The organism is Tabrizicola sp. (assembly GCF_016792905.1).
In the GTDB taxonomy this organism is placed as follows: domain Bacteria; phylum Pseudomonadota; class Alphaproteobacteria; order Rhodobacterales; family Rhodobacteraceae; genus Tabrizicola.
Genome location: NZ_JAEULP010000056.1, coordinates 15,441 through 38,765 on the forward strand (window position 1 = coordinate 15,441; position 23,325 = coordinate 38,765).

Annotated in this window: 20 protein-coding genes; 9 read left to right on the plus strand and 11 right to left on the minus strand. The window is 67.4% G+C overall.

Going from position 1 to position 23,325, the window contains the following annotated elements:
* The 5 genes from JNL31_RS11620 to JNL31_RS11640 all read left to right on the plus strand — a co-directional run bounded on the left by JNL31_RS11620 (window position 1) and on the right by JNL31_RS11640 (window position 6,015).
* Entirely contained in the window at window positions 1-816 is an 816-nt protein-coding gene (locus JNL31_RS11620) for a transketolase (protein ID WP_294973401.1), read from the plus strand.
* Complete coding sequence (locus tag JNL31_RS11625; RefSeq protein WP_294973403.1) at window positions 816-1,772, plus strand: transketolase C-terminal domain-containing protein; 957 nt, start codon at window positions 816-818, stop codon at window positions 1,770-1,772. The genes JNL31_RS11620 and JNL31_RS11625 overlap by 1 nt, the downstream gene beginning before the upstream one ends.
* A gap of 6 nt (window positions 1,773-1,778) precedes the next feature.
* Window positions 1,779-3,224: an FGGY family carbohydrate kinase gene (locus JNL31_RS11630; protein ID WP_294973405.1), complete on the plus strand. Its 1,446-nt coding sequence runs from the start codon at window positions 1,779-1,781 to the stop codon at window positions 3,222-3,224.
* Between the two features lie 313 nt (window positions 3,225-3,537).
* Window positions 3,538-4,290 carry a pyrroline-5-carboxylate reductase gene (locus JNL31_RS11635; RefSeq protein ID WP_294973406.1) on the plus strand — a complete coding sequence of 251 codons (753 nt, stop codon included), beginning with the start codon at window positions 3,538-3,540 and terminating at the stop codon, window positions 4,288-4,290.
* On the plus strand, window positions 4,291-6,015 hold the full coding sequence (locus JNL31_RS11640) for a hypothetical protein (protein ID WP_294973407.1): 1,725 nt from the start codon (window positions 4,291-4,293) through the stop codon (window positions 6,013-6,015). It begins immediately after the preceding gene.
* A 32-nt stretch (window positions 6,016-6,047) separates the two neighbouring features.
* Here the strand turns inward: JNL31_RS11640 and JNL31_RS11645 are convergent, their stop codons facing one another.
* From JNL31_RS11645 to JNL31_RS11660, 4 genes are all read right to left on the minus strand, one after another.
* Window positions 6,048-6,914, minus strand: a complete 867-nt coding sequence (locus tag JNL31_RS11645; protein ID WP_294973409.1) for an energy transducer TonB — start codon at window positions 6,912-6,914, stop codon at window positions 6,048-6,050.
* Window positions 6,911-7,321, minus strand: a complete 411-nt coding sequence (exbD, locus tag JNL31_RS11650; protein WP_294973411.1) for a TonB system transport protein ExbD — start codon at window positions 7,319-7,321, stop codon at window positions 6,911-6,913. Before exbD ends, JNL31_RS11645 begins: the two co-directional genes overlap by 4 nt.
* A 3-nt stretch (window positions 7,322-7,324) precedes the next feature.
* Window positions 7,325-8,104 (minus strand): MotA/TolQ/ExbB proton channel family protein, encoded by a 780-nt coding sequence (locus JNL31_RS11655; protein ID WP_294973413.1) that lies wholly within the window; start codon window positions 8,102-8,104, stop codon window positions 7,325-7,327.
* 77 nt (window positions 8,105-8,181) lie between these two features.
* On the minus strand, window positions 8,182-10,323 hold the full coding sequence (locus tag JNL31_RS11660) for a TonB-dependent receptor (RefSeq protein ID WP_294973415.1): 2,142 nt from the start codon (window positions 10,321-10,323) through the stop codon (window positions 8,182-8,184).
* A gap of 225 nt (window positions 10,324-10,548) precedes the next feature.
* Here JNL31_RS11660 and JNL31_RS11665 point away from each other — a divergent pair, with 225 nt between their 5' ends.
* Genes JNL31_RS11665 through JNL31_RS11680 form a run of 4 tightly spaced genes read left to right on the plus strand, consistent with a single transcriptional unit; the run spans window position 10,549 to window position 14,272 of the window.
* Window positions 10,549-11,586: a ChuX/HutX family heme-like substrate-binding protein gene (locus JNL31_RS11665; protein ID WP_294973417.1), complete on the plus strand. Its 1,038-nt coding sequence runs from the start codon at window positions 10,549-10,551 to the stop codon at window positions 11,584-11,586.
* Complete coding sequence (locus JNL31_RS11670; protein ID WP_294973419.1) at window positions 11,583-12,419, plus strand: ABC transporter substrate-binding protein; 837 nt, start codon at window positions 11,583-11,585, stop codon at window positions 12,417-12,419. Before JNL31_RS11665 ends, JNL31_RS11670 begins: the two co-directional genes overlap by 4 nt.
* A 4-nt stretch (window positions 12,420-12,423) precedes the next feature.
* Entirely contained in the window at window positions 12,424-13,491 is a 1,068-nt protein-coding gene (locus tag JNL31_RS11675) for an iron ABC transporter permease (protein ID WP_294973422.1), read from the plus strand.
* The gene (locus JNL31_RS11680; protein ID WP_294973424.1) at window positions 13,484-14,272 is read left to right on the plus strand and encodes a heme ABC transporter ATP-binding protein; all 789 of its coding nucleotides are present in this window, start codon (window positions 13,484-13,486) and stop codon (window positions 14,270-14,272) included. Before JNL31_RS11675 ends, JNL31_RS11680 begins: the two co-directional genes overlap by 8 nt.
* Window positions 14,273-14,295: 23 nt before the next feature.
* Here the strand turns inward: JNL31_RS11680 and JNL31_RS11685 are convergent, their stop codons facing one another.
* The 7 genes from JNL31_RS11685 to JNL31_RS11715 all read right to left on the minus strand — a co-directional run bounded on the left by JNL31_RS11685 (window position 14,296) and on the right by JNL31_RS11715 (window position 23,324).
* Window positions 14,296-17,436 carry an efflux RND transporter permease subunit gene (locus JNL31_RS11685; RefSeq protein ID WP_294973426.1) on the minus strand — a complete coding sequence of 1,047 codons (3,141 nt, stop codon included), beginning with the start codon at window positions 17,434-17,436 and terminating at the stop codon, window positions 14,296-14,298.
* A gap of 3 nt (window positions 17,437-17,439) precedes the next feature.
* Window positions 17,440-18,552: an efflux RND transporter periplasmic adaptor subunit gene (locus tag JNL31_RS11690; protein WP_294973428.1), complete on the minus strand. Its 1,113-nt coding sequence runs from the start codon at window positions 18,550-18,552 to the stop codon at window positions 17,440-17,442.
* A 186-nt stretch (window positions 18,553-18,738) separates the two neighbouring features.
* Window positions 18,739-19,098, minus strand: a complete 360-nt coding sequence (locus tag JNL31_RS11695; protein WP_294973430.1) for a cupin domain-containing protein — start codon at window positions 19,096-19,098, stop codon at window positions 18,739-18,741.
* Between the two features lie 15 nt (window positions 19,099-19,113).
* Complete coding sequence (locus tag JNL31_RS11700; RefSeq protein ID WP_294973432.1) at window positions 19,114-20,718, minus strand: amidohydrolase; 1,605 nt, start codon at window positions 20,716-20,718, stop codon at window positions 19,114-19,116.
* A complete protein-coding gene (locus JNL31_RS11705) occupies window positions 20,711-21,577 on the minus strand; it encodes a dimethylsulfonioproprionate lyase family protein (RefSeq protein ID WP_294973434.1) in 867 nt (288 codons plus the stop codon). Before JNL31_RS11705 ends, JNL31_RS11700 begins: the two co-directional genes overlap by 8 nt.
* Window positions 21,574-22,413 carry an ABC transporter permease subunit gene (locus JNL31_RS11710; protein ID WP_294973436.1) on the minus strand — a complete coding sequence of 280 codons (840 nt, stop codon included), beginning with the start codon at window positions 22,411-22,413 and terminating at the stop codon, window positions 21,574-21,576. The genes JNL31_RS11705 and JNL31_RS11710 overlap by 4 nt, the downstream gene beginning before the upstream one ends.
* Entirely contained in the window at window positions 22,410-23,324 is a 915-nt protein-coding gene (locus tag JNL31_RS11715; RefSeq protein WP_294973437.1) for an ABC transporter permease, read from the minus strand. The genes JNL31_RS11710 and JNL31_RS11715 overlap by 4 nt, the downstream gene beginning before the upstream one ends.
* Between the last annotated feature and the right edge of the window lies 1 nt (window position 23,325).

A 23,325-nucleotide genomic window follows, 5' to 3' on the forward strand; every position in this document is an offset into this window, starting at 1 on the left:
ATGCTGACGAACGACAAGCTTCCGCTGATCCGGGACAAGGCGCTGTGGATGCGCCGCACCGCCTTCACCATGGTCCACCGCGCGCAACTCGGCCACCCCGGCGGCGACTTCTCCGCCATGGACATCCTCGCGACGCTCTATTTCGGCGTCCTGAACTACGACCCGAAACGCCCTGACTGGGCCGACCGTGACCGCTTCGTCATGTCCAAGGGCCACGCCACCGGCGCACTCTATTCCGCCCTCTGCGCCGCCGGTTACTTCCCGGAAGACTGGCTTCCGACCTACATGCAGCCGAAATCGCTGCTGAACGGCCACCCGAACCGCAACTACCTCCCGGGCATCGAGACCAACACCGGTCCCCTTGGCCATGGCTTCCCGGTCGCCACCGGCATTGCCATCGCCGGCCAGATCACCGGCGCGCCCTACCGCACCTATGTCCTCACCGGCGACGGCGAGCAGCAGGAAGGCTCGAACTGGGAAGCCGCCATGGTCTGCGGCCACCGCAAGCTTGCAAACCTGACCCTGATCATCGACCGCAACCGCCTGCAACAGGGCGCGGGCACCGAAGAGACCTCCGGCCTCGACCCGCTGGACGACAAATACCGCGCTTTCGGGTTTGAGGTGCATGAGGTGAACGGCCACGATCACGCTGCCCTTCTCGCCACCCTTTCTGCCCCTCCCGGCGACAAACCTCGCTGCGTCATCGCCAACACCACCAAGGGCAAGGGCGTCTCCTTCATGGAAAATGTAGCCTCCTGGCACCACGGCGTCCCGAACGACGCGCAATTCGAACAAGCGATGAAGGAACTGGTCTGATGGCCCACGCCGCCCCCTCCGCCGCAGGCTTCCAGGATTGCCGCAACATCTGGGTGTCCACGCTGGAGCAGCTTGCCGAATCCGACCTCCGCATCGTCGCCGTGGTCAACGATTCCATCGGTTCCTCCAAGCTGAACAGCTTCCAGAAGAAATTCCCCGACCGCATCATCAACGTCGGTATCGCCGAGCAGGTGCTGGTCGGCGTCGGCGCGGGCCTCGCGAACGGCGGACGCATCCCCTTCGTCTCCGCCGCCTCCTGCTTCCTCACCGGCCGGGCGCTGGAGCAGGTCAAGGCCGACATCGCCTATGCCGGTTTCAACGTGAAGCTCGTCGGCCAGTCCTCCGGCATCGCCTATGGAGAGCTTGGCGCCACCCACCATTCCATCGAGGATTTCGCCTGGCTTCGGCCCCTGACGAACCTCACCGTGATCGTCCCCGCCGACGCCTGGGAAACAGCGGAAGCGGTGAAATGGGCGGCGGGCCACGATGGCCCGGTCTATCTGCGCCTGTCGCGGATGCCCGTCCCCGACCTGATCATCCCGAACCGCCAGTTCCGCCCCGGTCACGCTGAAACCGTGCGGCAGGGCGATGACCTGACGATCATCGCCTGCGGCACCACCGTCCACCTTGCCGCTGCCGCTGCCGACGCGCTCGCCGCCGACGGCATCGCCGCCCGCGTCCTCAACTTCTCCACCATCAACCCGCTGGACGAGACGGCCCTGCACGAAGCCGCTGCGACCGGCGCCATCGTCACGGTCGAGGAAGCCAGCATCCGCGGCGGCCTTGGCGGCGCCGTCGCCGAGTTCACCGCAGCGCACAAGCCGGTCCCGGTGGAGCGGGTCGGCTTCCCCGGCTTCCTGCCGACCGGCTCGGTCGAGTGGCTGTTCCGCGAATACGGGCTGACCCCGGAAGGCATCGAGGCCGCCGCCCGTCGCGCGCTGGCGCGCAAGGCCTGACCGCTGATGCGCGTCCTTGCCATCGACCAGGGCACGACCAACACCAAGGCCGTGGTCTTCGATGACCGGGGCAGCGTCCTCGCCCGAGCCTCGGCGCCCCTGACCACCGACTACCCGCATCCGGGCTGGGCTGAGCAGTCGGCCAAGGCCATCTGGGGCTCGGTCCAGGCGGTGATCGTCGATGTCGTGGCTCAGGTGGGTGTGCCGGACGCCATCGGCATTGCCAACCAGCGCGAAACGCTGGTGGCCTGGGACAGCAAGACCAGCCAGCCGATCTGCCCCGCCCCGATCTGGCAGTGTCGCCGCACTGCCGACGCCTCGGCCCGCCTGATCGCGGAAGGCCATGATCCCTTCGTCATCGCCCGCACCGGGCTTGGCATCAACCCGCTTTTCCCGGCAGGCAAGGCCGCCTGGGTGCTGGAGCATATTCCCGCAGCGCGCGATCTACTGGCGCAGGGCCGCCTGCGGATGGGGACGGTCGACAGCTGGCTTCTGTGGAACCTGACCGGCGGTGCGGTCTTCGCCACCGACCATTCCAACGCCTCGCGCACCCAGCTGTTCGACACCGAACGACTGGTCTTCACCACGGACCTCGCGCGCCTCTTCGGCGCCGAGATTGCCTGCCTGCCGACCCCCCTCCCGTCAGACAGCTTGTTCGGCACCACGGCGGCAGGGAGCACCGCCCTTCCCGCAGGTATCCCGATCCATGCCATTATGGGCGACAGCCATGCCGCGCTCTACGGCCACGGTATCCGAACCCCCGGCGCCGTGAAGGCGACCTATGGCACCGGCTCCTCGCTGATGACCCTGACACCCGCCCGGACCGCCTCGCAGCACGGACTTTCCGGCACCATCGCCTGGACCGACCGGCACGGCACCGCCCATGCGCTGGAGGGCAACATCACCGTCTCGGCCCAGGCGGCCGCCTTCATGGCCGGGCTTCTGGGGCTGCCGAATGCCGCCGCGTTGTCTGATCTTGCCCAGAGCGTGCCCGACAGCGGCGGCGTGACCTTTGTTCCCGCTTTGGCCGGCCTTGGTGCCCCGCACTGGAACGACGCCGCCCGTGGCACCGTCGCGGGCATGACCCATGCCACGACACCCGCGCATCTTGCCCGCGCCACCTTCGAGGCCATCGCCCATCAGATCGCGGACGTTCTGGAGGCGATGGAGGCCGACATCGGCCAGCCCCTCGTGGCGCTCAGCGCCGATGGCGGGGCGTCCGGCAATGGGTTCCTGATGCAGTTGCAGGCCGACCTGACCGGCCGCGCGGTTCTGGCGTCCAGCGTCGAGGAAATCGGCGCCCTCGGCGTGGCGGGCATGGCAATGGCGGCCCTGGGGCGCGCGCTTCCCCCCGGGCCTGACGCCCGTCGCTTCACCCCGCGGCTTGAACCCGACGCCCGGGCACAAGCCCGCGCGCGCTGGTCCGCGGCCGTCGCCAAGGCAAAGGCCTAGGGGTCTTCGCGCCCGCCCCTCGGGGCCGGGATGGGATGCGGCATTCGGCGATCTGCGGCGCCGTGCCGGGGCATGGCGAACCGGCGCCGTGGGGGCCAGATCGCAGACCTTTCCAAATTCCTAACGACCACGACCAAGCTATTGATATGAATTGCGTTACCAGATTTGTCCACCGTGGACACCTGCGCGGATTCCGCCCAGGGAGGGACAGAATCGGTTGACTCGGCGGGGCAGGTCGAACCTTGTGGCGGCGGATGGAAAGAGGCCCCGGGTCGGACGACAGCGGCGCGCTCGCGGGAGGAATGAACCGCAGATGACCCTGGGAGTGATCGGCGTCGGCACCATCGCGGCAGCCCTGGTCGAAGGCCTTGGCGGCGGCGACATCCTGTTGTCGCCACGCGGAGCCACGACCGCCGCAAGGCTCGCCCGGCGCCTGCCGGGGGTGCGTGTCGCCGCCAGCAATCAGGCAGTCGTCGACGGCTCAGGCACCATCATCCTTGCCGTTCGTCCGCAAGTGGTGGAGGCGGTGGTCCGCGACCTGCGGTTCCGCCCCGACCAGAAGGTGATCAGCCTGGTCGCCGCCACCGGCATCGACACCCTGCGCGGCTGGATCGGCCTGGACCTGCCGGTCGTCCGTGCCGTCCCCCTGCCCTTTGTCGCCGGTCGGAGCGGCGTCACTCCGGTCTTCCCGCCTGACCCCGAAGCCGAAACGCTGTTCAACCGGCTGGGCACGGCCATCCCCTGCCAGAGCCAGCAGGAGTTCGATCTCATCGCCGTCGCCTCGGCCTTGATGGGCAGCTATTTCGGGATACTTGAAACGGCGCAGGCCTGGCTTGCCACGCAGGGCCTGCCCGAGGTCTCGGCGCGCACCTACCTGGCGGGGCTGTTCGCGAACCTGGGGCGGGTGGCGACGGACAGCCAGCAGGACTTTGCGGTGCTGCGCGGGGAATACTCGACGCGGGGCGGGCTGAACGAGCAGCTTTTCCGGGACTTCTTGGCAGGAGGCGGCGTTGCAGCGCTGACTCTGGGCCTGGATGGCCTCCTGGCGCGGGTGCGGGGACAGTAGATGGGTTTCTTCGCCGAACAAGGGCTGCCGCATGGCCGGGACCTGCTGGCGGAAGGACGGGCGCTGGCGCGAGACTGGCGGCTTGGCCCCTCGGCCTTCCTGCGCCACGTCGCTGCGACCAGCGAACATGAGTTCAAGCTGGCGCGAATGGCCGACCGCCGGGTCATGCAGCATGCCCAGATCGGCTACCGTGACGTCGCCAAAAGCACGCGCGCCTACGCCGAGATATGGGAGGCCTGCGCAGCAAAAGGCGTGACGGTGGATCGCTACGGCCTCTGCCTCGACTGGTCGATGGCGGTGCCGCGGGCGCGACGCAAGGGGGCGCAGCAGGGCACCGGGATGATCCTGCCGGGGGTCGAGGATTTCGTCCGTCTTGCCAATGCCGCCCCGGTAGCCGCCCATTTCGGCGACTTCGTGCTGGGCTTCCCGGCCGCGGTCGAGAACACGCAGGCCGCCCTTGCGGCAGGCAGCACCGCGATCGGCAACCTCGGCCAGTATTTCACCTTCCGCATTCCCGGCCATGACGACGACATCGCCGCCACGACGCAGACCGTGCGCGCGCTTGGCCTGATTGCCGCGCAGCCGGTCAAGGTCATGGTGCAGTCGAACCTGGATGACGGCTTTGCGGCGCAGTTCACCGATCTTGCCTCTTGCCTTGGCATGGTGCTGGTCGAGCGGCACATCGTGACTGGCATGATCGGGGCCGAGATAGGGCATTGCTATGGCCACCACTTCTCGGATCCGCTCGCTCGGCTTGCCTTCCAGCGCGCGCTGGCACAGCTGGATGCAGCGCCCGGAACGATGATCTATGGCAATACCACGGCCTACCGCGGCAGTCCGCCAGCCAACTTCGCGAGTCTTGCCAACTACCTTCTCGTCGATGCCGCCGGGCAGGCGAGCCAGCCCACCGGCCATGCGATCAACGCCGTGCCCGTAACCGAGAACGAGCGCATCCCCGAGATCGAGGAGGTCATCGAGGCCCAGCTTTTCGCCGGGCGGATGGCCGAACTTGCGCCGGGCTGGCTGGCGATGATCGACCCCGGGCCGGTCGACGCGCTGGCAGCGCGGATCGTCGACGGGGGACGCGCGTTTGCCGCCGCCACCCTGCGCGGGCTGGAGGAGGCCGGGGTGGACATGACCTGCGCCTTCCAGATGCTGCTTGCCCTGCGCAGGATGGGCGCACGGCGGCTGGAGGCGGCCTTCGGGGCCGGTGTGACCGACCCGGCCGCGCCGGGCGGGCGGCGGCCCGTGGCGCCAGCAACGATCCTGTCGGAGCTGGCGGAAATGGCGGACCATGCCCTGAGAGGTGCACCGGCCGATCTGTCGGGCCTTCGGGTGATGGTTGCGACAAGCGATGTGCATGAACACGGCAAGATGCTGGTCGAGGAAATCCTGCGTCGGCTGGGCGTGACGGTTCTGGACGGCGGGGTTTCGACCGATCCGGCCATTCTGGCGCTCCGCGTGCAGGAGGCGAAGCCCGATGCCGTGGCGATAAGCACCTACAACGGCATCGCGCTGGACTATTTCAAGGCGCTTCGCAGGCATGGCGTTGCGGTGCCGATCCTGATCGGGGGGCGGTTGAACCAGATCCCCGACGGATCGAATAGCAGCCTGCCGGTCGATGTCGGCACGCGCCTGGCCGAGGCGGGTGCGCTGGTCTGCCGCGAGGCGGCTGATCTTGCGCCGACGCTAGCGGCGCTGCGCGGGGCCCGGCGCAAGGGGTAGCCCTCTTCCCGCAGGACCGACGACCCGACGTCCTACCTGCCCTCAAATTCCCACGCATAGTCGCGCTTGGCGCCCTCGGGCGGTGGCGGGAAGGGGGCGGAGCGGCGGATATGCTCGAGCGCCATCTTGTCGAGCCGCGCATTGCCTGACCCCTGCAACACCTGGACCCCGGTCAAGCTGCCATCCTTGCCGATCGAGAAGCCCACGACGACAAGGCCCTTTCCAGCGCCCGACTTCCGCTTGGTCGAGCGGACCTTCTTCATCACTGCCTTGGCATAGGCGGCCGGAGACATGCCGCCACCGCTCTTGGCCTTCGTCCCGGCTTTTGGCGCGCTTGCGACTGCATCTTCAGCCGCCTTTGCCTTTTTGGCGGCCTTGGGCTGATCCTCGGCAGGCTCGGTCTTCTTGGCGGCTTTTTCCTTTGCCCTGGGTTTGTCTTCCGTCTTCGCGGGTTTCTTTTTCGGCTTCGGTTCGGGTTTCTTGTCGGGTTCCGGTTCAGCCGTCGCGATCTTCTTGTCGTCAGGCTTTTCCACCGGCTTCTCGGGCGGTGGCGGCAAGGCCAGGTCGGCTGTGACCGGCACTTCCGCCTTGGGTATGCTTACTGCGGAGGCAGTTGCGAGGTCGGGCGCGACGTCAGGGTGAGGCAGGTCCGGGGCGGGTTCGGCGGCTGCGGGATCCTCGGGGGCGGGCGGGGCCTTGTCCACGACCTGCGGTACGGCTTCGGCCACGGCGGCGACCGCGGGGGCGGAGGGGGGCAATTCGGCAAGGTCGAGGACCAGGACCGGCGCCTGCCGCTCGGACGCAAGGGCAATGGCCGCCGCACTCCAGAGGAGGGATCCCGCGACCGTGGCCGACAGGGCCCAGCCCCCGAGCCGCGACCTGGGCTCCCGCGCGGTCATGGCGCCGCCTCCAGCCCCACCAGCGCCACCTTCAGATAACCGGCACTGCGCAGCGCATCGAGCACCTGCATCAGGGCGCCGTAGTCGATGGTCCGGTCGGCGCGCAGGAAGACCGGCGTCTCGCGCTTGCCGCCGGTTTGCGCATCAAGCGCTGCTGCGAGCGCATCGCGCGCGACGGGGCTGTCATCGAGGAGAAGGCTCTGTTCGGCGGTCAGCGTCAGCCAGAGCGGCTCTTCCGGCCGGTCGCTGGCGGGGGCGGACGAGCCCGGCAGGTTCACCGGCACATCGACGGTCGACAAGGGGGCCGCCACCATGAACACGATCAGCAGGACAAGGATGACGTCGATGAAGGGCGTGACGTTGATCTCGCTCAGTTCCGCGTCGCCCTCGTCCAGCCGCAGCGCCATGGCTCAGCCCCCCAGCCCGGCGGTGGCCAGCATGCGGCGGTCAAGCTCGCGGCTGAACCGTGCCATGAGTTCGGCGCGCCCGTCGGCCAGCCCATGCCGGAAGGCCGCGACCCGGCGCATGATGGCATTGTAGAGAAGGACGGCCGGAATGGCCGCCACCAGGCCGATCCCGGTCGCGAGGAGCGCCTCGGCGATGCCGGGGGCGACGACGGCAAGGTTCGTGGTCTTCGTCGCCGCGATGGCGAGGAAGCTGTTCATGATGCCGAAAACCGTGCCGAACAGGCCGACGAAGGGCCCGACCGCCCCGATCGAGGCGAGAAGCCCCGTGCCCGACCGGAGCTGCATCACCGCGCGCGCCTCGATCCGGTCGAGCGCGAGGTCAAGCCGCTCGCGGGCCGAAGCGCGCAGGTCGGAGGTCAGATGGCCGGGCAGCGCCGCGACCTCGGCCTCGGCGGCCTTGGTGCCTTCGGCGAGGGGGCAGGCGCCCGGCAGGCTTGCCAGCCCTTCCGCGCGGGCGAGATCGGCGTGTGCCCGCCGCAGACGCGCGAAGGCCAGGGTGAATTCCACCGCCTTGAACAGGAACACCGTCAGCACGGCGGCGACTGCGAGCGCCAGCAGACCCATCACCGCCTGCACCACCGGATGCGCCTTGCGGACGAGGGTGACGAGGTCTGTGTCGACCTTTGCCTCCGGGGCAGGCAGAACGGCATCGGCGGCACCAGGCAACGTCGGCAAGGCCTCGGTCGCCGCCGCGCCTCCAGGCAGGACCGGTGTCTCATCCATGACGACAGGAGGGCTTGCGCCCTCCTGTGCCATGGCCATCCCGGCCAAGAGGAAAATGAAAGCCGTGACAGCGCATCTTACCATGTGAAGTTCTTGCCGATGGACAGTTTCGCGTTCATCCCCTGCGCCCGGTCGAGCGACAGGTTGTTCTTGTAGTCCGCGTCGAAGACGTTCTCCACGGTCAGCGTGACATCCATTCCGGCCAGAGCACCGTCCTCGGGCTTCCAGGTCACGAAGAGATCATGCGTGGCGTAGGCGGGGGTATAGGTCGGCGTGATGACGCCGGTGGAGGTCGATACCGAATTGGTCGTGATCGCATCGTAGTAGTAGGCCGTCCAGCCCACGACGACGCCCCGATCCGGGAACTTCGCCCCGACGGTCAGCGAGACGTTTTCGCCGGGGGTGTCGGCCAAGGTCAGGCCGTCTGCCGAGGGCTGGCCCGCGAAGACCGGCATCCTGCGATAGGCGGAATTGGTGTTGCTGTAGCCAAGCGATGCAAACCAGCGTTCGGCATCGTAGGCCGCATCCAGCTCGGTTCCCCAGATTTCGGAAGACCGCACGTTCAGATAGCGTGGCACCGCCCCGGTCGCGCTGTTGGTGACGATCAGGTTCGACAGGTTGCTGTGGAAGGCCGTGGCCTTGACGTTGAGCGAGTCGCCTTCAGCGAACAGCCCTTCGCGCTGGAAGGTGACGCCAAGCTCGATCGAGTTGGCCGCTTCCTTCTTCAGGTCGAGACTGGGCTGGCGTCCGCCGTCGGTGGAGTAATGTTCGTCCAGCGTCGGCATCCGTTCGGTACGGGCGATGGTGCCGAAGACGCCCCAGCTGTCGTTCAGCTTGTAAAGTGCCGAGAGCTTGGGCGAGACAGCCGTATCCTCGACCGCAGTCCCGCCGAGGGCCGCGGTGGCGGCGGACGGGGTCCGGTCGCCGAAGTCCACCCGCAACCCGGGGATCAGGGTCAGCCGCTCGTTCCAGACGAATTCCCCCTGCGCGTAGACGCCCACCTTCTTGTCGGTGCCTTCGGGGTGGAAGCCCAGCGGCCCGAGCGAGGAGGTCGCGGTGCGCTTCTGTTCAGAGAGTTGAACGCCGAAGGTCAGGAAGTTCTGCCAGTCGCCGGCCGAGAGATCGGCGGTGTTCTCGATCTTCAGCGCGGTCGTCGCATAGCCGAAGTCGCCGGGGCACAGCACCTGGAACGTCCCCGGCGCGCAGCTGATCGGGCTGCCGGTGAAATTGTCCTTCGACACGTCGGTTTCGGTGTAGGAGAGCTGCACGGTCAGGTCGAGCAGGTCGTTGGCGGAGAATTCGTTCCGCCAGGTCAGCGTTGCGGTATCGTCGATGGCGTGGATGTCGGCAAAGCCGAAGGTCGGGATGTTGGTGGCCCCGCCGGTCTGGGCGACAGCGGCGTCGTCCAGGTTGGTGTCAGTGCGCGACAGGGCGAGCGTGAGGGTCTGGTCGCCATCGTTGCCGAAGGTGAGAGTCCCCTTCGCAAGGCCTGATACAGCCTCATGCGCCGTGCCTGCGATCACGTCCCCTGCCCCGTCCGTCTTGTCGCCGCCATGGCTCTGGTTCAGCGCGAGAAGGAAGTCGGCATTGCCGACGCGATGGGCGTAGATCACTCCCAGCTTGGTCACATCGCCGTTGCTTTCGTAGCCACCCTTGAAGCGCAGCGCAGAGGTCTCGCCCTCGCCCAGATAGTCGGCCGCATCCTTGGTGGTGAAGGCCACCACGCCGCCGATCGTGCCCGAGCCATAGAGCGTCGAGGATGCCGGGCCGCGCAGGATTTCCACCCGCTTGAACAGCTCCAGATCGCCGAAGAAGCTGCCCATCCTGTATTGCTCGAAGAACTTCGGCGCGCCGTCGACGACCACCTTGATCCGCTCTTCCGAGGCGGTCTGTTCGCTGTTGCCGATGCCCCGGATGTTGAACGCCATGCCCATGGGCCGGGCCGAGGCGCCTGCAGCCTGCACCCCCGGCACGCCTTTCAGCATCTCACCGATGTTGTCGGCCTGCTTGCGGTCAAGGTCGTCCTGTTCCAGCGCGGTCACGGCCTGGGGCGTGTCGATGGCGACCTTGGCCGTGCCGGTGCCGAAGATGATCCGACCGAGCATCTGGAACACGTTCTCCTTTGCTTCCTGCGCGACAGCCGGGGCGGCGCACAGGGCAAGGGCGGTTGCGGTGGAAAGAAGGCAGGCGCGGACGCCGGGCAGGCAGCGGGTGGTCATGGTGTCCCTTCGGTTTTTTGTCTGCTGAAGGGCTGGCCATGGCCAAGGCGGCGGGCTGGCTGCAGAAGATTCTGACTTGATCTGTCAGGATTTGGCTTCTAGATAACTCCGAGTATTATTGTCAAGTATCTGCCGCTCGTTTCGGGCGACCAGAGAAGATCAGCGCCGCGCCCCCAGCTTTTCGCCAGAGAAGCGCGTCCCCCCGAACCGACAGGATGGATGCCCATGGCCAAGCTCGGCCCCGACCAGATTCGCGCGCTTCGCGCAGTAAACCCCAAGGCGCGCGCACGCGACTTTGCTACCCAGAACGGCCTTGCCGAGGCTGACCTCGTCGCAGCCTTCGTCGGCCATGGCACCATCGCCATCGTGGCCGACCCGGACCGGATGCTGCCCTGGGCCGGGCGCCTGGGCGAGGTGCTGGCGCTGACCCGCAACGAATCCTGCGTGCATGAACGGGTGGGCAACTACCTTGACTATCGCACCGGCGCCTTCGCCTCGATGGTGCTTGGCCCCGAGATCGACCTGCGCGTCTTCGGCAAGCACTGGGTCCATGCCTTCGCGATCGAGGAAACCACCGATGAGGGCCCGAAGCGCAGCCTGCAGGTCTTCGATGCGGCCGGGGATGCGGTCCACAAGATCCATCTCAAGCCGCAGTCGAACCATGCGCTATGGTCCGATCTTCTGGCCAACATGCGGCTGGCCGAGCAGCACGCGGCGCTGCAGCTTGCCGACCGTCGCCCGGTGGAAGCGGCAAAGGGTGATGCAAACGGGGCCGTCGACCTGCGCGCGGCCTGGGACCGGATGACCGACACCCACCAGTTCCTTGGCATGGTGAAGGACCAGGGCATGAACCGCCTTGGCGCCTATCGCGCCGCGGGTGCGCCTTATGCGCAGCGGCTGGAACCGGAATCCGTCACGCTGACCCTGACCCGGGCTGCCGAAGCCGCGATCCCGGTGATGATCTTCGTCGGCAACCCGGGCTGCATCCAGATTCACGGCGGGCCGATCGAGAAGATCGTGCCGATGGGTCCGTGGATCAACGTAATGGACCCGCGCTTCAACCTGCATCTGCGCGCCGACAGGATTGCCGAGGTCTATGGCGTCTGGAAACCCACCAGGACCGGTGATGTGCTGAGCGTCGAGGGTTTCGCCGCGGATGGCGAGCTGATCCTGCAAGTCTTCGGCTACCGCAAGGATACCCCGGCGGAACCGTGGAACGCGCTCGTGTGGGCGCTGCCGCGCCTGCAAGAGGTGGCGGCATGATCCGGGCGCTTTGCCTTGCCTTGGCCGCCTCCGGTCCGGCCTTCGCCGATGATCCGGCTCGCGTCATCACCCTGGGCGGGTCCGTCACCGAGATTGCGGTTGCCCTTGGCGCCGAGGGGCGCCTTGTTGCCCGCGACACCACGTCGAACTGGCCGGAAAGCGTGGGGGCACTGCCCGATGTCGGCTATATCCGCGCGCTGTCGCCGGAGAATGTGCTGGCGCTGGACCCCGACCTGATCGTGGCCGAAGGCGACGCAGGCCCGCCCGAGGCGGTGGACGTCCTGAAGGCGGCCGGAATCCCCTTCGTACTGGTGCCGGAAGCGACGGACCCGGCCGGGATCGTCGCCAAGGTCGAAGCGGTCGGTCAGGCCCTGTCCCTGCCCGCAGAGGGCGATGCGCTGGCGGCCGAGTTGCAGGGCAAGCTCGACGCCGCCGAAGCCCGCGCGTCCGCCGTCACGGCGCCGAAGCGGGTGCTGTTCGTCCTGTCGCTGGAAGGCGGCGGCGTGATGGCCGGTGGTGAGGGCACCGAGGCCGAGGGGATCATCCGCCTGGCCGGGGGCGTCAACGCCGCGACAGGCTTCCAGGGCTACAAGCCGATGACGGACGAGGCGGTGCTGGCCGCGCAGCCCGACGCGATCCTGATGATGGACCGCGAGAGCGACCTCTCCATCGCCGACGCGGATGTGCTGGCGCAACCGGCCCTGTCTCAGACTCCGGCGGCACAGTCCGCGACGCTTATCCGGATGGACGGGATGCTGCTGCTGGGCTTCGGCCCCCGCACTCCGGAAGCGGCGGACCGGCTGTATGCGGCACTTTATGGCAACGGGGGATGAGGGGATGCTCTCGCTTACCGGCCCCGCGGTGAGCAGCCGACGGCTGCCCCGGCTGACCCTGACCATCGCGCTTGCGACACTGGTCCTTGTTGCCTCGGTCGCCTCGCTGACCTCTGGCGCAGCGGGTCTCGGGGTCGGGGATCTTGCTGGGGCGCTGCTGGGCGAGGGCCTTTCCCCGCGCGACCGGATCGTGCTGTTCGACATCCGCCTGCCGCGCCTTGCGCTTGGTCTTGCCGTCGGCGCGTCGCTTGCCGTCTCGGGTGTCATCCTGCAGGGGCTGTTCCGCAACCCGCTGGCCGATCCCGGCATCGTCGGGGTCAGTTCGGGCGCGGGGCTTGGGGCGGTGCTGGCCATCGTGCTGGGCGGACTGCTTCCGTCTACCCTGACCGTGACGATCGGCCCCGCCTTGGTGCCCGTCGCGGCGGGCCTCGGGGGCTGGGTCACCACCCTGATCCTCTATCGCGTCGCCACCAGCGGTCGCCGCACCGATGTTGCGATGATGCTGTTGGCCGGGATCGCGCTGTCGGCGCTGGCGGGGGCGGCGACCGGCGTCCTGACCTATCTGGCCGACGACCGGCAGCTTCGCGACCTGACCTTCTGGAGCATGGGCTCGCTGGCCGGGGCGACCTGGGCCAAGTTTGGCGCCGCCCTGCCGCTGATGGCCCTTGCGCTGTCGCTTGCCCCGCGCCTTGCCCGCGGGATGAACGCGCTGGCCCTCGGCGAGGCGCAGGCGGCCCACATGGGCGTGGACGTTGAGTGGCTGAAGCGGCTGGCGGTCCTGTCCGCCGCCGCGGCGACCGGGGCCGCCGTTGCAGTGTCGGGCGGCATCGGCTTTGTGGGCATCGTCGTCCCGCATTTGCTGCGTCAGGCACAGGGGCCGGACCACCGCCGCCTGATCCCCCATGCTGCCCTTCTGGGTGCCGCCCTTCTGGTGCTGGCCGACCTCGTGTCGCGCACCATCGTCGCGCCGGCGGAGCTGCCGATCGGCATCCTTACCGCACTGTTCGGGGCGCCGGTGTTCCTGTGGATGCTCTTGCGCTCGAACCAGTTCCGCAGGCGGCAGAATGCTTGATCTGCGCGACCTGTCGGTCCGCTTCGGGCAAAGGATCGTGCTGCGGGACATCACGCTGCAGGCCCGGGCGGGCGAGCTTCTCGCGATCTGCGGCGCGAACGGGGCCGGAAAGAGCACGCTTCTGAAGGCCGCGCTCGGCGAGGTCCCGTCGCAGGGGACGATCCGGCTGAACGGCCATGACACAGCGCTTAGCCGCCCGGCGACGCTTGCGCCACTGCGCGCCGTGCTGCCGCAGGATACCGAGGTCGCTTTCGCCTTCACCCTGGGCGAGATCGTCGCCATGGGCCGCGAGGCCGGTGCCTTCGCGGCAGAACCGGAGGTCGACGCGCTGGCCCTTGCGGCAGTCGGTCTGCAGGGACGTACCGACGATGACATCCGCACCCTTTCGGGCGGCGAGCGCCAGCGGGGTCATCTTGCCCGCGCCCTGGCGCAGGTCTGGGAGCCGGTCGCGCCGTCCGGTCCGCGCTGGCTTCTTCTGGACGAGCCGGTGGCGAGCCTCGATCTTGGCCAGCAGCTGCAGGTCATGCGCATGGCCCGGAGCTTCGCCGATGCCGGTGGTGGGGTGATCGCGGTCATGCACGACCTGAACCTTTCGGCCATGTTCGCCGACCGGATGGCCTTCCTGATCGAGGGTCGGCTCGCCGAGGTCGGATCGCCCGCGCAGGTGATGCAGGCGCCGCTTCTGGAGCGCGCCTATGGCTGCCGGATCGCACTGAACCGGGGGCCGGTGACGGGGCCATGGCTGGTGCCGCAGGCCTGCGTGCCGTTTCCCCTGGCATGAGCAGACGGGGCCGACCGGGCCGCTTAGGTTGGCTCGGACTCGACAAGGCGGTCGGCGCGGGCCGCGCCGCGGAGCTCTGCCTCAAGCAGCTGGGTTTCGGCCATCCTCGGCCGCGCGAGACCGGCCAGAAGCAGATAGGCGACGGGGGTAATGAAAAGCGTCGCCACCGTTGCCATGCCGAGGCCGCCGACGATGATCCAGCCCAGCACCTCGCGCGCTTCTGCCCCTGCGCCCTGTGCCAGAACCAGCGGCACCCCGCCAACCACCGTGGCGATCATCGTCATCATGACCGGGCGCAGCCGGACCACCGCGGCCTCTTCGATCGCGACCCGGACCGTTTCGCCCCGTTCGCGCAACTGGTCGGCAAATTCGACGATCAGGATGCCGTTCTTGGCCATGATGCCAACCAGAAGCACGAGACCGATCTGCGAATAGACGTTTAGGCTGCCGCCGGTCAGCAACAGCGCATAGACCGCGCAGGCCAGCCCGAGGGGCACTGTCGCCATGACGATGACGGCCGAGACGAAGCTTTCGAACTGGGCGGCAAGGACCAGGAACACGACGGCCAGCGCGATGCCGAAGGTCACGAAGAGACCCGAGGAGGTTTCCCCAAGTGTCGCGGCCTCGGCCAGCGGGACGAGGCGCATGTCCTCGGTCAGAACCTCGCCCGCCATCCCCTGCAACTCGTCCAACGCGTCCCCGAGTGCGAAGTCAGGCCGGAGGCTGGCACTGATCGGAACCGAGCGGCGCTGCGATTCACGGCCAAGTTCCGGGGCAACGGGCCGTTCGGTCAGCGTCGCGAACGAGGACACCGGCACCATCTGCCCGTCGCGGGCATTCACGAAGATCCGCTCCAGATCGCCGGGATCGTTGACCGGGTCCGAGGTCGAGACCAGCCGGATGTCGTAGCTGTCGTCGTCGAGAAACAGCGTTCCCACAGTGCGGCCGTCAAGCACCGCCTGGAAGGCTTCGCCCAGGCCCTCGATCTCGACGCCCAGTTCGTCAGCGCGGCTGCGGTCGATCTCGACGAAAAGCTGCGGCTGGGTCGTATCGTAGCCAAGGCGCACCTGTCCGAAGCGCGGGTCCTGTTCCATCCGGTCGACCAGCCCGCGCGCGACTTCGGCCAGGTCGCCGTAGTCGTCGCCCACAAGCGCCACCGAAAGCCCCTGCCCGGCCCCCCGGATACCCAGGGAATTCGGCTGCTGTGCAAAGATCCGGATGCCGATGACGCTGCGCAGCCGGTCGGTCAGGTCGGCGGCGATCTCCTGCTGGCTGCGAGATCGTTCGGCCCAGTCGGCCAGCGTCAGCGCAATAAAGCCACGGTTGTCAGTGCCGCCCATGCCGGAAATCGAGAAGACGCTGCGCACCTCGCCCGACGCTCGCAGGGGTTCCACCAGCGTCTCGATCTCGCGCATCTTGCCGTCGGTGAAGTCGAGGGACACCCCCTGAGGTGCCTGGACCGACAACATGATCACGCCACGATCCTCGGCCGGGGTCAGTTCCTGCCGCAGCGAGGCGGCTGTTGCCAAGGCGAGGGCGGCGAAGAGCAACGCCACGGCAACCGAGACGAGGGGGGCTGCGAGGCAGAGCCGCAACGTGGCGCGGTAAGCCCTGGCCAGCGCATTGCCGACCGCGGTCATGGTGCCACGGCGTTCGCTGTGCGGGCGCAGCATCCGCGCCGCCAGGACCGGACAAAGCGTCAGCGAGGTGAGTGACGACAACAGGACGGCGATGGCAAGGGTGAAGCCGAATTCCCGGAACAGACCTCCGGTCTGGCCGGGCAGGAACGAAAGCGGGATGAACACGGCAGCCAGGGTGGTGGTCGTAGCTATGACCGCGAAGAAGACCTGCTGCGTCCCGAGGACGGCTGCGGCGCGCGCGCCCATGCCCTCCGACCTGCGCCGGACGATGTTTTCAAGCACCACGATGGCATCGTCGACGACAAGGCCGGTCGCCAGAACCAGCGCTAGCAAGGTCATGATGTTGACGGAAAAGCCGACCAGCCAGATCGCCGCCAGGGTGCCGATCAGCGAAACCGGCATTGCGATGACCGGGATCAGCGTCGCGCGGGCATCGCGCAGGAAGATGTAGATAACTGCGGTCACGATCAGCATGGAAAGCCCGAGCGCAACTTCAACCTCATGGATGGCGCCCTCGATGAAGTCGGCACTGTCCGAGGTGACGTACATCTCGACATCATCGGGCAGAAGCGGCTGGAGCTCGGCGACCACCTGTCGCACCGCCCTGGAGATGGCGAGAGTGTTGCCGTTGGCCTGACGGATGATGCCAAGCCCGATGCCGGTCTTGCCGTTTGCCCGCAGGATCGAGGCGCCGGGCTCCGGCCCCAGTGTCACCTGCGCGACGTCTCCCAGCCGGACGTCGCCCGCGATGGCCAGTGCCTCGATCTGCTCGGCGGTCCGGATTGCCGCGGTCGTTCGCACCTGAAGGCTCTGCCGCTCGGAACTCAGCGCGCCAGCAGGGCTGTCGAAGGCGGCATTGGCGAGGGTGGTGCGCAGATCGGCCAGGGTCAGGCCCCGTGCCGCAAGTTGCATCAGGTTCACATCGACGCGGAACGCCAGCTCCCGGTCGCCGAAGATCTGCAGGTCGGCCACGCCCGGGGCAGAAAGCAGACGGCTTTCGGCGAGGTCGCGCACCAGCGAGGTCAATTCGTCAGCAGTGCGCCGCGAGGATGTGACCGCGATCCGCAGGATGGCATCGGAATCGGCATCCGATTTTACCACGCGCGGCGCCTCGGCCGCATCCGGCAGGGAGTTGGTGACTCGCGCCACCGCATCGCGCAGGTCGGTCGCGGCGACGTCAAGGTCGACATCGTCGCGGAATTCGATCGTCACCCGGCTGGATCCGAAGCGCGAAGAGGAGGTGATCGACTTCACCCCGGCAATCCGGCTCACCGCGCCCTCGATCACCGCCGTCACCTCGCGATCGATGGTTTCCGGCGCCGCCCCGGGGTAGGAGGTCGAGACCGAAATCACCGGGCGGTCCACGCTGGGCAGTTCGCGGACATCGGCGCCCAGAAGCCCCGCCAGCCCGGCGATGACGATCAGCGCGTTCAGAACGAAAGCGAGTATGGGGCGCCGCACGAAGAGCGCCGTACCATGGCGCTTCGAGGCGGAGTCGGCTGACGGGGCGCGGTCTTGATCCATGCCTCAGGTCCTTGGCGCGGCGACCGAAACCTCGACGCCAGGTCGCACTGCCTGGACGCCTTCGGTCACGACCAGGTCTTCGGGTTGGAAGGCGGCCTCGACCAGCACCGTCTCGGCATTGCGTTGCAGAATGCGGATCGGCAGGCGCGCCGCCTTGCCCGCACGGACCACCCAGACATAGGCTCCGTCGGCGCCCCATTGGATCGCCAGCGGATCGACCGCAGGATAATCCGTCCCGATGAACACGAGATCGACCTGAAAGGCCATCCCGGCCCGCAGCCCGTCGTCGGCGTTGCTGATCATCGCCTCGACCCGCAGGGTGCGGCTTGCCTCGTCCACCCGGTTGTCGACGGCCACGACCTTGCCTTCGATGGCCTGGCCCGGCGTGGAGATCGGCTTCGCCGCGACCGCATCGCCAACCCTGACGAGCGATGCCAGACGCTCCGGCACACGGAACTCGATGATCAGGCTTGAACGATCCTCGATCTGGGCGATGGGCGTGGTCGGCGAGACCAGGTCACCCACCTGCGGCTCGATCAGTCCGACATAGCCAGCTACCGGAGCGAGAAGCCGGTGGTTCGCCAGATCCCGGCGGGCCGATTGCAGGCCAAGCTCGGCCGTCCGCAGGGCAAGCTCGGCTTCCTGCAACTGCGTGGCGGTCGTGGTGCCCGATTGCGAAAGTTGCGCCAGCCTGTCGACCGTCCGCTGCGCGTCCTCCTGCATCAGGCGCGCGCGGTCCACCGCCAATTCCGCAGCTTCGGCGTCAAGGGAGGCAATTAGGTCGCCTGCCGCGACACGGCTGCCCGGCGCCACCTTGATTTCCTGCAGGCGCCCGGTCACTTCGAAGGACAGCTCCACCGACTGCACGCCGCGCGCCGAACCGATCGCAGACACCACGTCGCGCAGGGCCTCGGTCCGCACCGCCTCGGCGAAGACTGCAACGCCGCCCGACCCGCCGGACCCAGCCCCCGGGGCGCCCGCAGCCTGCGCGCTGTCCTCGGGTACCAACCCGGCAGACGCGAAAGGTTCGAGGAGACCGACCCGATCCAGCCAGGGCCGGGTTCCGGGAATGAAGCGGGCCGACAGGGGAACGGCCACCGCGACTATCACTGCCACGACAGCAAGTTGAAAAGACGCCCGCATCAGCTTGACCAGTCTTCATGCATCCGAGAAACCCCACCCCGCCCACGGGGTCGGGACCAGACTGCGGTATCTGACCGGAATGGCAAGCCAACAAGTTGGTGAATGCCCCTCCAGACCGGGTCATTTCGCCCACGATCCGGCAACTGATCGGCTTTGGTGCTATTCGGTCGAGATTTCGGGACCAGCGATGTGAACCGCGAGCAGGCAGCCGTCGGGGGTATAGCTGTGGTGCTCCGTGCCGTCACGATAGAATACCATGTCGCCGACGCGAAGGACCGTGCCGTCGTCCTCAATCAGTTCTCCCTCCAGGATCAGAAACTGCTCGTGTCCGTTGTGGATGTGGCGGCGCGTCTTCATCCCGGCGGGCATCCGGTAGACGTGGAACCCGACCCCCAACTCGCGGTCGGTGTCGAGTTGCAAGACGCTGTCGCCAAGCGAGACGCCATCCGGGTAGACGAACGACTGATAGTTGGCATCGTGGATATTTGCGATGCGGCGCTGGTTTGCGGAAAAGCTCATGGCGGGTCCTTTCGATCAGAAATCCGGGGCGCGATGGACATCGCGGCCCTTGAAGAGGGTACAGAGGACGCGGGTCTCGGAAATCTCGGCAGCCGGGCTGGCAAAGATGTCGCGATCCAGGATGATGGCATCGGCAGAATACCCGGGACGCAGCATCCCGGTAAAGGCGTCCCGCCAGCAGGCGCGCGCAGCATGGGTGGTGTAGCCCAGCACACATTCCTCGACGGTCAACGCCTGGGAGGGGAAGAACGCAGGTTCGGGCCTGTCGGTTGCGCGCTTCTGGCGGGTGATGGCAGTTTCGATGATCTCGAACGGATTGAGCGTGCTGACGGGCCAGTCCGACGAAAGGCACCAGTCGGCCCCGGCGTCCAGCATTCGACGGAAGGCATAGACGTCGGCCCATCGTGCCTGTCCGATCATCGACAGCGAGGGGTCGGAATAGGGCGGCTCCAGCCGTGCCCAGAGCGGCTGGATGTTCGCGGTCGCCAGACCCTGCAGCCGGGAGAAATCTTCCCGGGCCAGCAGTTGCAGATGCGCAAGCTGGTGCTGTGCGGGCCAGGGGCCGTTCGCGGCGCGGGCGGCTTCCAGCCCCTCGATCGCGCGGCGCGCTGCGGCGTCGCCGATGACATGGACATGGATTGCGAAGCGTGCGGCATCGAGCGCAGTGAAAAGGGCTTTCGTCTGATCCGAACCGAACATGCACGGCGCGTTTCCGCCCCGGTCGTCAGCATAGGGATGCAGGTTCGCGGCAGTGCGGTTTTCGTAGACCCCGTCCATGAAAAACTTGGCCGATTGCACATGGAAATCAGGCCCCGGATGGGCGGCGCGCAAAGCAGACAGCCGCGCGACCGCGGTGTCGGGCGTGTCGGCCTCGGTGACGAGTGCCGCGCCCGCGACGCGCAAGGTCAGTGCATGCTCGGCCACGGCGCGGGCATAGATGCGGGTCTCGACTTCGGCCACGCGGGGGTCGAGAACCCCGGTGATCCCGTGAGCATTCGCGTGGGCCTGTCCGGCACGAAGCCCCGCCATCCAGTCGTCGTCGGTGAGACCGGGGAGCCGCGCCGCAACCAGTGGGATCACCTCTTCGTGCAGCATCCCGATCGCGCGCCCCGAGGCATCGCGCAGGATGTGGCCGTTCGGCGGATCCGTCATGTCCTGTACACCCGCCATCTCCAGCGCGCGGCTGTTCAGACAGGCATTGTGGAACGAGCTGTCATAGACAAGGACCGGACGATCGCTGACGGCGCGGTCCAGCACGGCGGCGGACAGGTTGTCGTCGCCGAAGACGCCGGCTTGCCAGCCCGAGCCGAGGACCAGTGGCATGTCCGCCTTGGCGCGGGCGTGGGCCGCGAGGGTAGCAAGCAGCTCGGCCTCGGACATTGCATCATACAAGTATGCGGCAGTCGCGAGATCGATGCCGCCCGACAAGAGGTGGATATGGGCATCCTGGAACCCCGGCAGCACTAGCCGCCCACCCGCATCGATGACCCTGGCCGCCGCGGGCGCCGGGCCGGTGCCAAGCGCAAGGATGCGCCCCTCGCGCGCGAGCAGCCAGTCCGCATGCGGACGGGCCGGGTCCATGGTGCGGATGCGGGCATTCCGGATCACGAGATCAGCCAAGCCTCAGCGCCTCCAGCTTTGCCCAGTCGGCGGCCGGAAGGACCATGGCGGGTTCGTTCACATCCGCAGTCCAGGCGAAGAGACACAGGAGGGGCAGCGGCCCGACCTTGGTCAGATGAGGGCGCTGCGGAGGGTTCCAGACCGGCACATGCGCGGGCCAGACCACAAGCGGACGATCCGGGCCAAAGCGCCAGCCATGGGGACCGGTCAGGGGCGCGTAAAGCTCGGGCGCGGGATGGGCGTGGTCGCGATACAGGACGTGGGGCGCGATCAGGAACAGGCCGAAATCGAACTCCTGCGCCGGAAACGGTGCGCCCTCGCCCACCAGCGAGCAAAAGGCATGGCCGTCGGCAAAGGCCGCACCGATACGGTCGCGCGGATAGCTGTCGTAGCTGGTCCAGGTCAGGTGCGGCGCCGCCGCCGCAATGGCGGAGGCCAGGGACAGGTGCCCGTCCCCTGCCAGTGCAGCCAAGGCCTGCGCCAGATGAAGATCGACAACCGACTGGGCCAGTGGCGCGGAGGCGGGTGATCCCGGCAGCGGCGTCACCCCGCCGACCCGTGCCAGACCGGCACGCACTTCGGCGATGCCGGGGCCGGGCAGAGCGGACAGGTAGCGGTCGGCCTCGTCCAGCAACCCCGCAAGGAGGGCCTCACGCTCTGGGGCCAAATCCGGAGGCACTGGCAGGTGGCGATCGGTCAACACCTCTGACGGCGGTCGGCAATCATCGACCGAAGCGACGCGGTAGGCTTCAAGTTGGGCAAGGCTGATCCGGCCGTCACCCCAGAGCCGCATCGCATGGCCGTAGCGCGCCCTGGCAGACCCGCGCGCGTGCAGGGGGATGCCCAGAAGCCCGTTCATCCATTCGTCCGGTAGGCCAGGCGCTCGTCGGCCAGCCGCCGACGGTCGGCGCGGTTCATGATGATGCCCGCCACCAGCACACCGGCACCGACGAACAGCACCATCAATGTCGCGAGCGCGTTGATGTCGGGAGTGACGCCCAGCTTCACTTTGGACCAGATCAGCAGGGGCAGCGTCGTCGAGCCGGGGCCGGTCGTGAACTGGGTAATGACCACGTCGTCGAGCGAAATGGTGAAGGCCAGCAGCCAGCCCGACAGGATCGCCGGAGAGATGACCGGCAGTGTGATGTCGAACAGCACCTGCCAGGGACGCGAGCCAAGGTCCATCGCCGCCTCTTCGATCGCGCGGTCGGACTGCTGCATCCTGGCCTGCACGATTGTCGTCACGAAGACCATGGAAAAGGTGATATGCGCCAGCGTGATGGTGGCAAATCCGCGACTGCCGGGCCAGCCGACCCAATCGGCAAGCAGGATGAAGAAGATCAGCGAGGAGATCCCGGTGATCACCTCGGGCATCACCAGGGGAGCGATGACCAGGCCGGAGAACAGGATGCGGCCCCGGAACCGGGAAAACCGCGCCAAGGCGATCCCCGCCATGGTGCCAAGGATCGTGGCGACGGTTGCCGAAACCAGAGCGATCTTGAGGGAAAGGAGCAGCGCCTCGATCACGTTCTGGTTCGAGAGCAGTGAAACATACCATTTCGTCGAGAACCCGCCCCAGACCGTTGCAAGACGGGAGGCATTGAAACTGTAGACGATCATCGACAGGATCGGGATGTAGAAGAACGCAAAGCCGAAGCAGAGCACTGTGATCAGAAAGGTCGGGCGACGTTTCATTTCGTCCCCTCCGCCCTGGCCTGGTAGTGGCTGTAGATCATCGTCGGCACGACCATCAGGACCAGAAGCGCGACGGCAATCGCGGCAGCCATCGGCCAGTCACGCGCCTGCGAGAATTCGTCCGAGATCAGCCGCCCGATCATCGGCTGCGAAGCATTGCCGACCAGTGTCGGGATCACCAGCTCTCCCGCAGCCGGGATGAAGACCAGCATTCCGCCCGCGATGATCCCGGGAATCGACTGCGGAAGGGTCACGTCCCGGAAGACCTGCGAGGGACGGCTGCCGAGATCCATCGCCGCCTCGTCCAGCGTAGGGTCGAGCCGTTCGAGGCTCGCATAGAGCGGCAGGATCATGAAGGGCAGGTAGGTATAGACCATGACCAGCACGACCGCGAAGTTGGTATTCATCATCGGCACCGACTTCACTGCCCAGTCGATCGGCACGAGCAGATTCCAGGTGTCGGTCAGGAGGCCGTTGAACCAGGAACTCTTCCCCATGAGCCCCATCCAGGCATAGACGCGAAGCAGGAACGAGGTCCAGAACGGGAGGATCACCAGCATCAGCAGGATGTTGCGCCAGCTCTTGGATACCCGTGTCAGGCCCAGCGCCATCGGATAGCCGACGAGCAGGCACAGGATTGCAGCGACCAGGGCGTTGAAGACCGAGGTCAGGAAAGCCCGCAAATACAGGGAATCGGTCAGCACCCGACCAAACGAGCCCAGGTTGATCCACGGATGCTCGCCCCCGATGGAATACGGGGGTGCGGTCGGAGTCTTCGTTGCGACGCTCATTGCGATGACGATCAGGAACGGCAGCAGGAAGAACACGACGAGCCACAGGTAGGGCGCGCCGACCAGAAGCGCCGCCCAGCCCTTGCGGTCGAACCAGCGCGAGAGGCCCCGGGATGACATC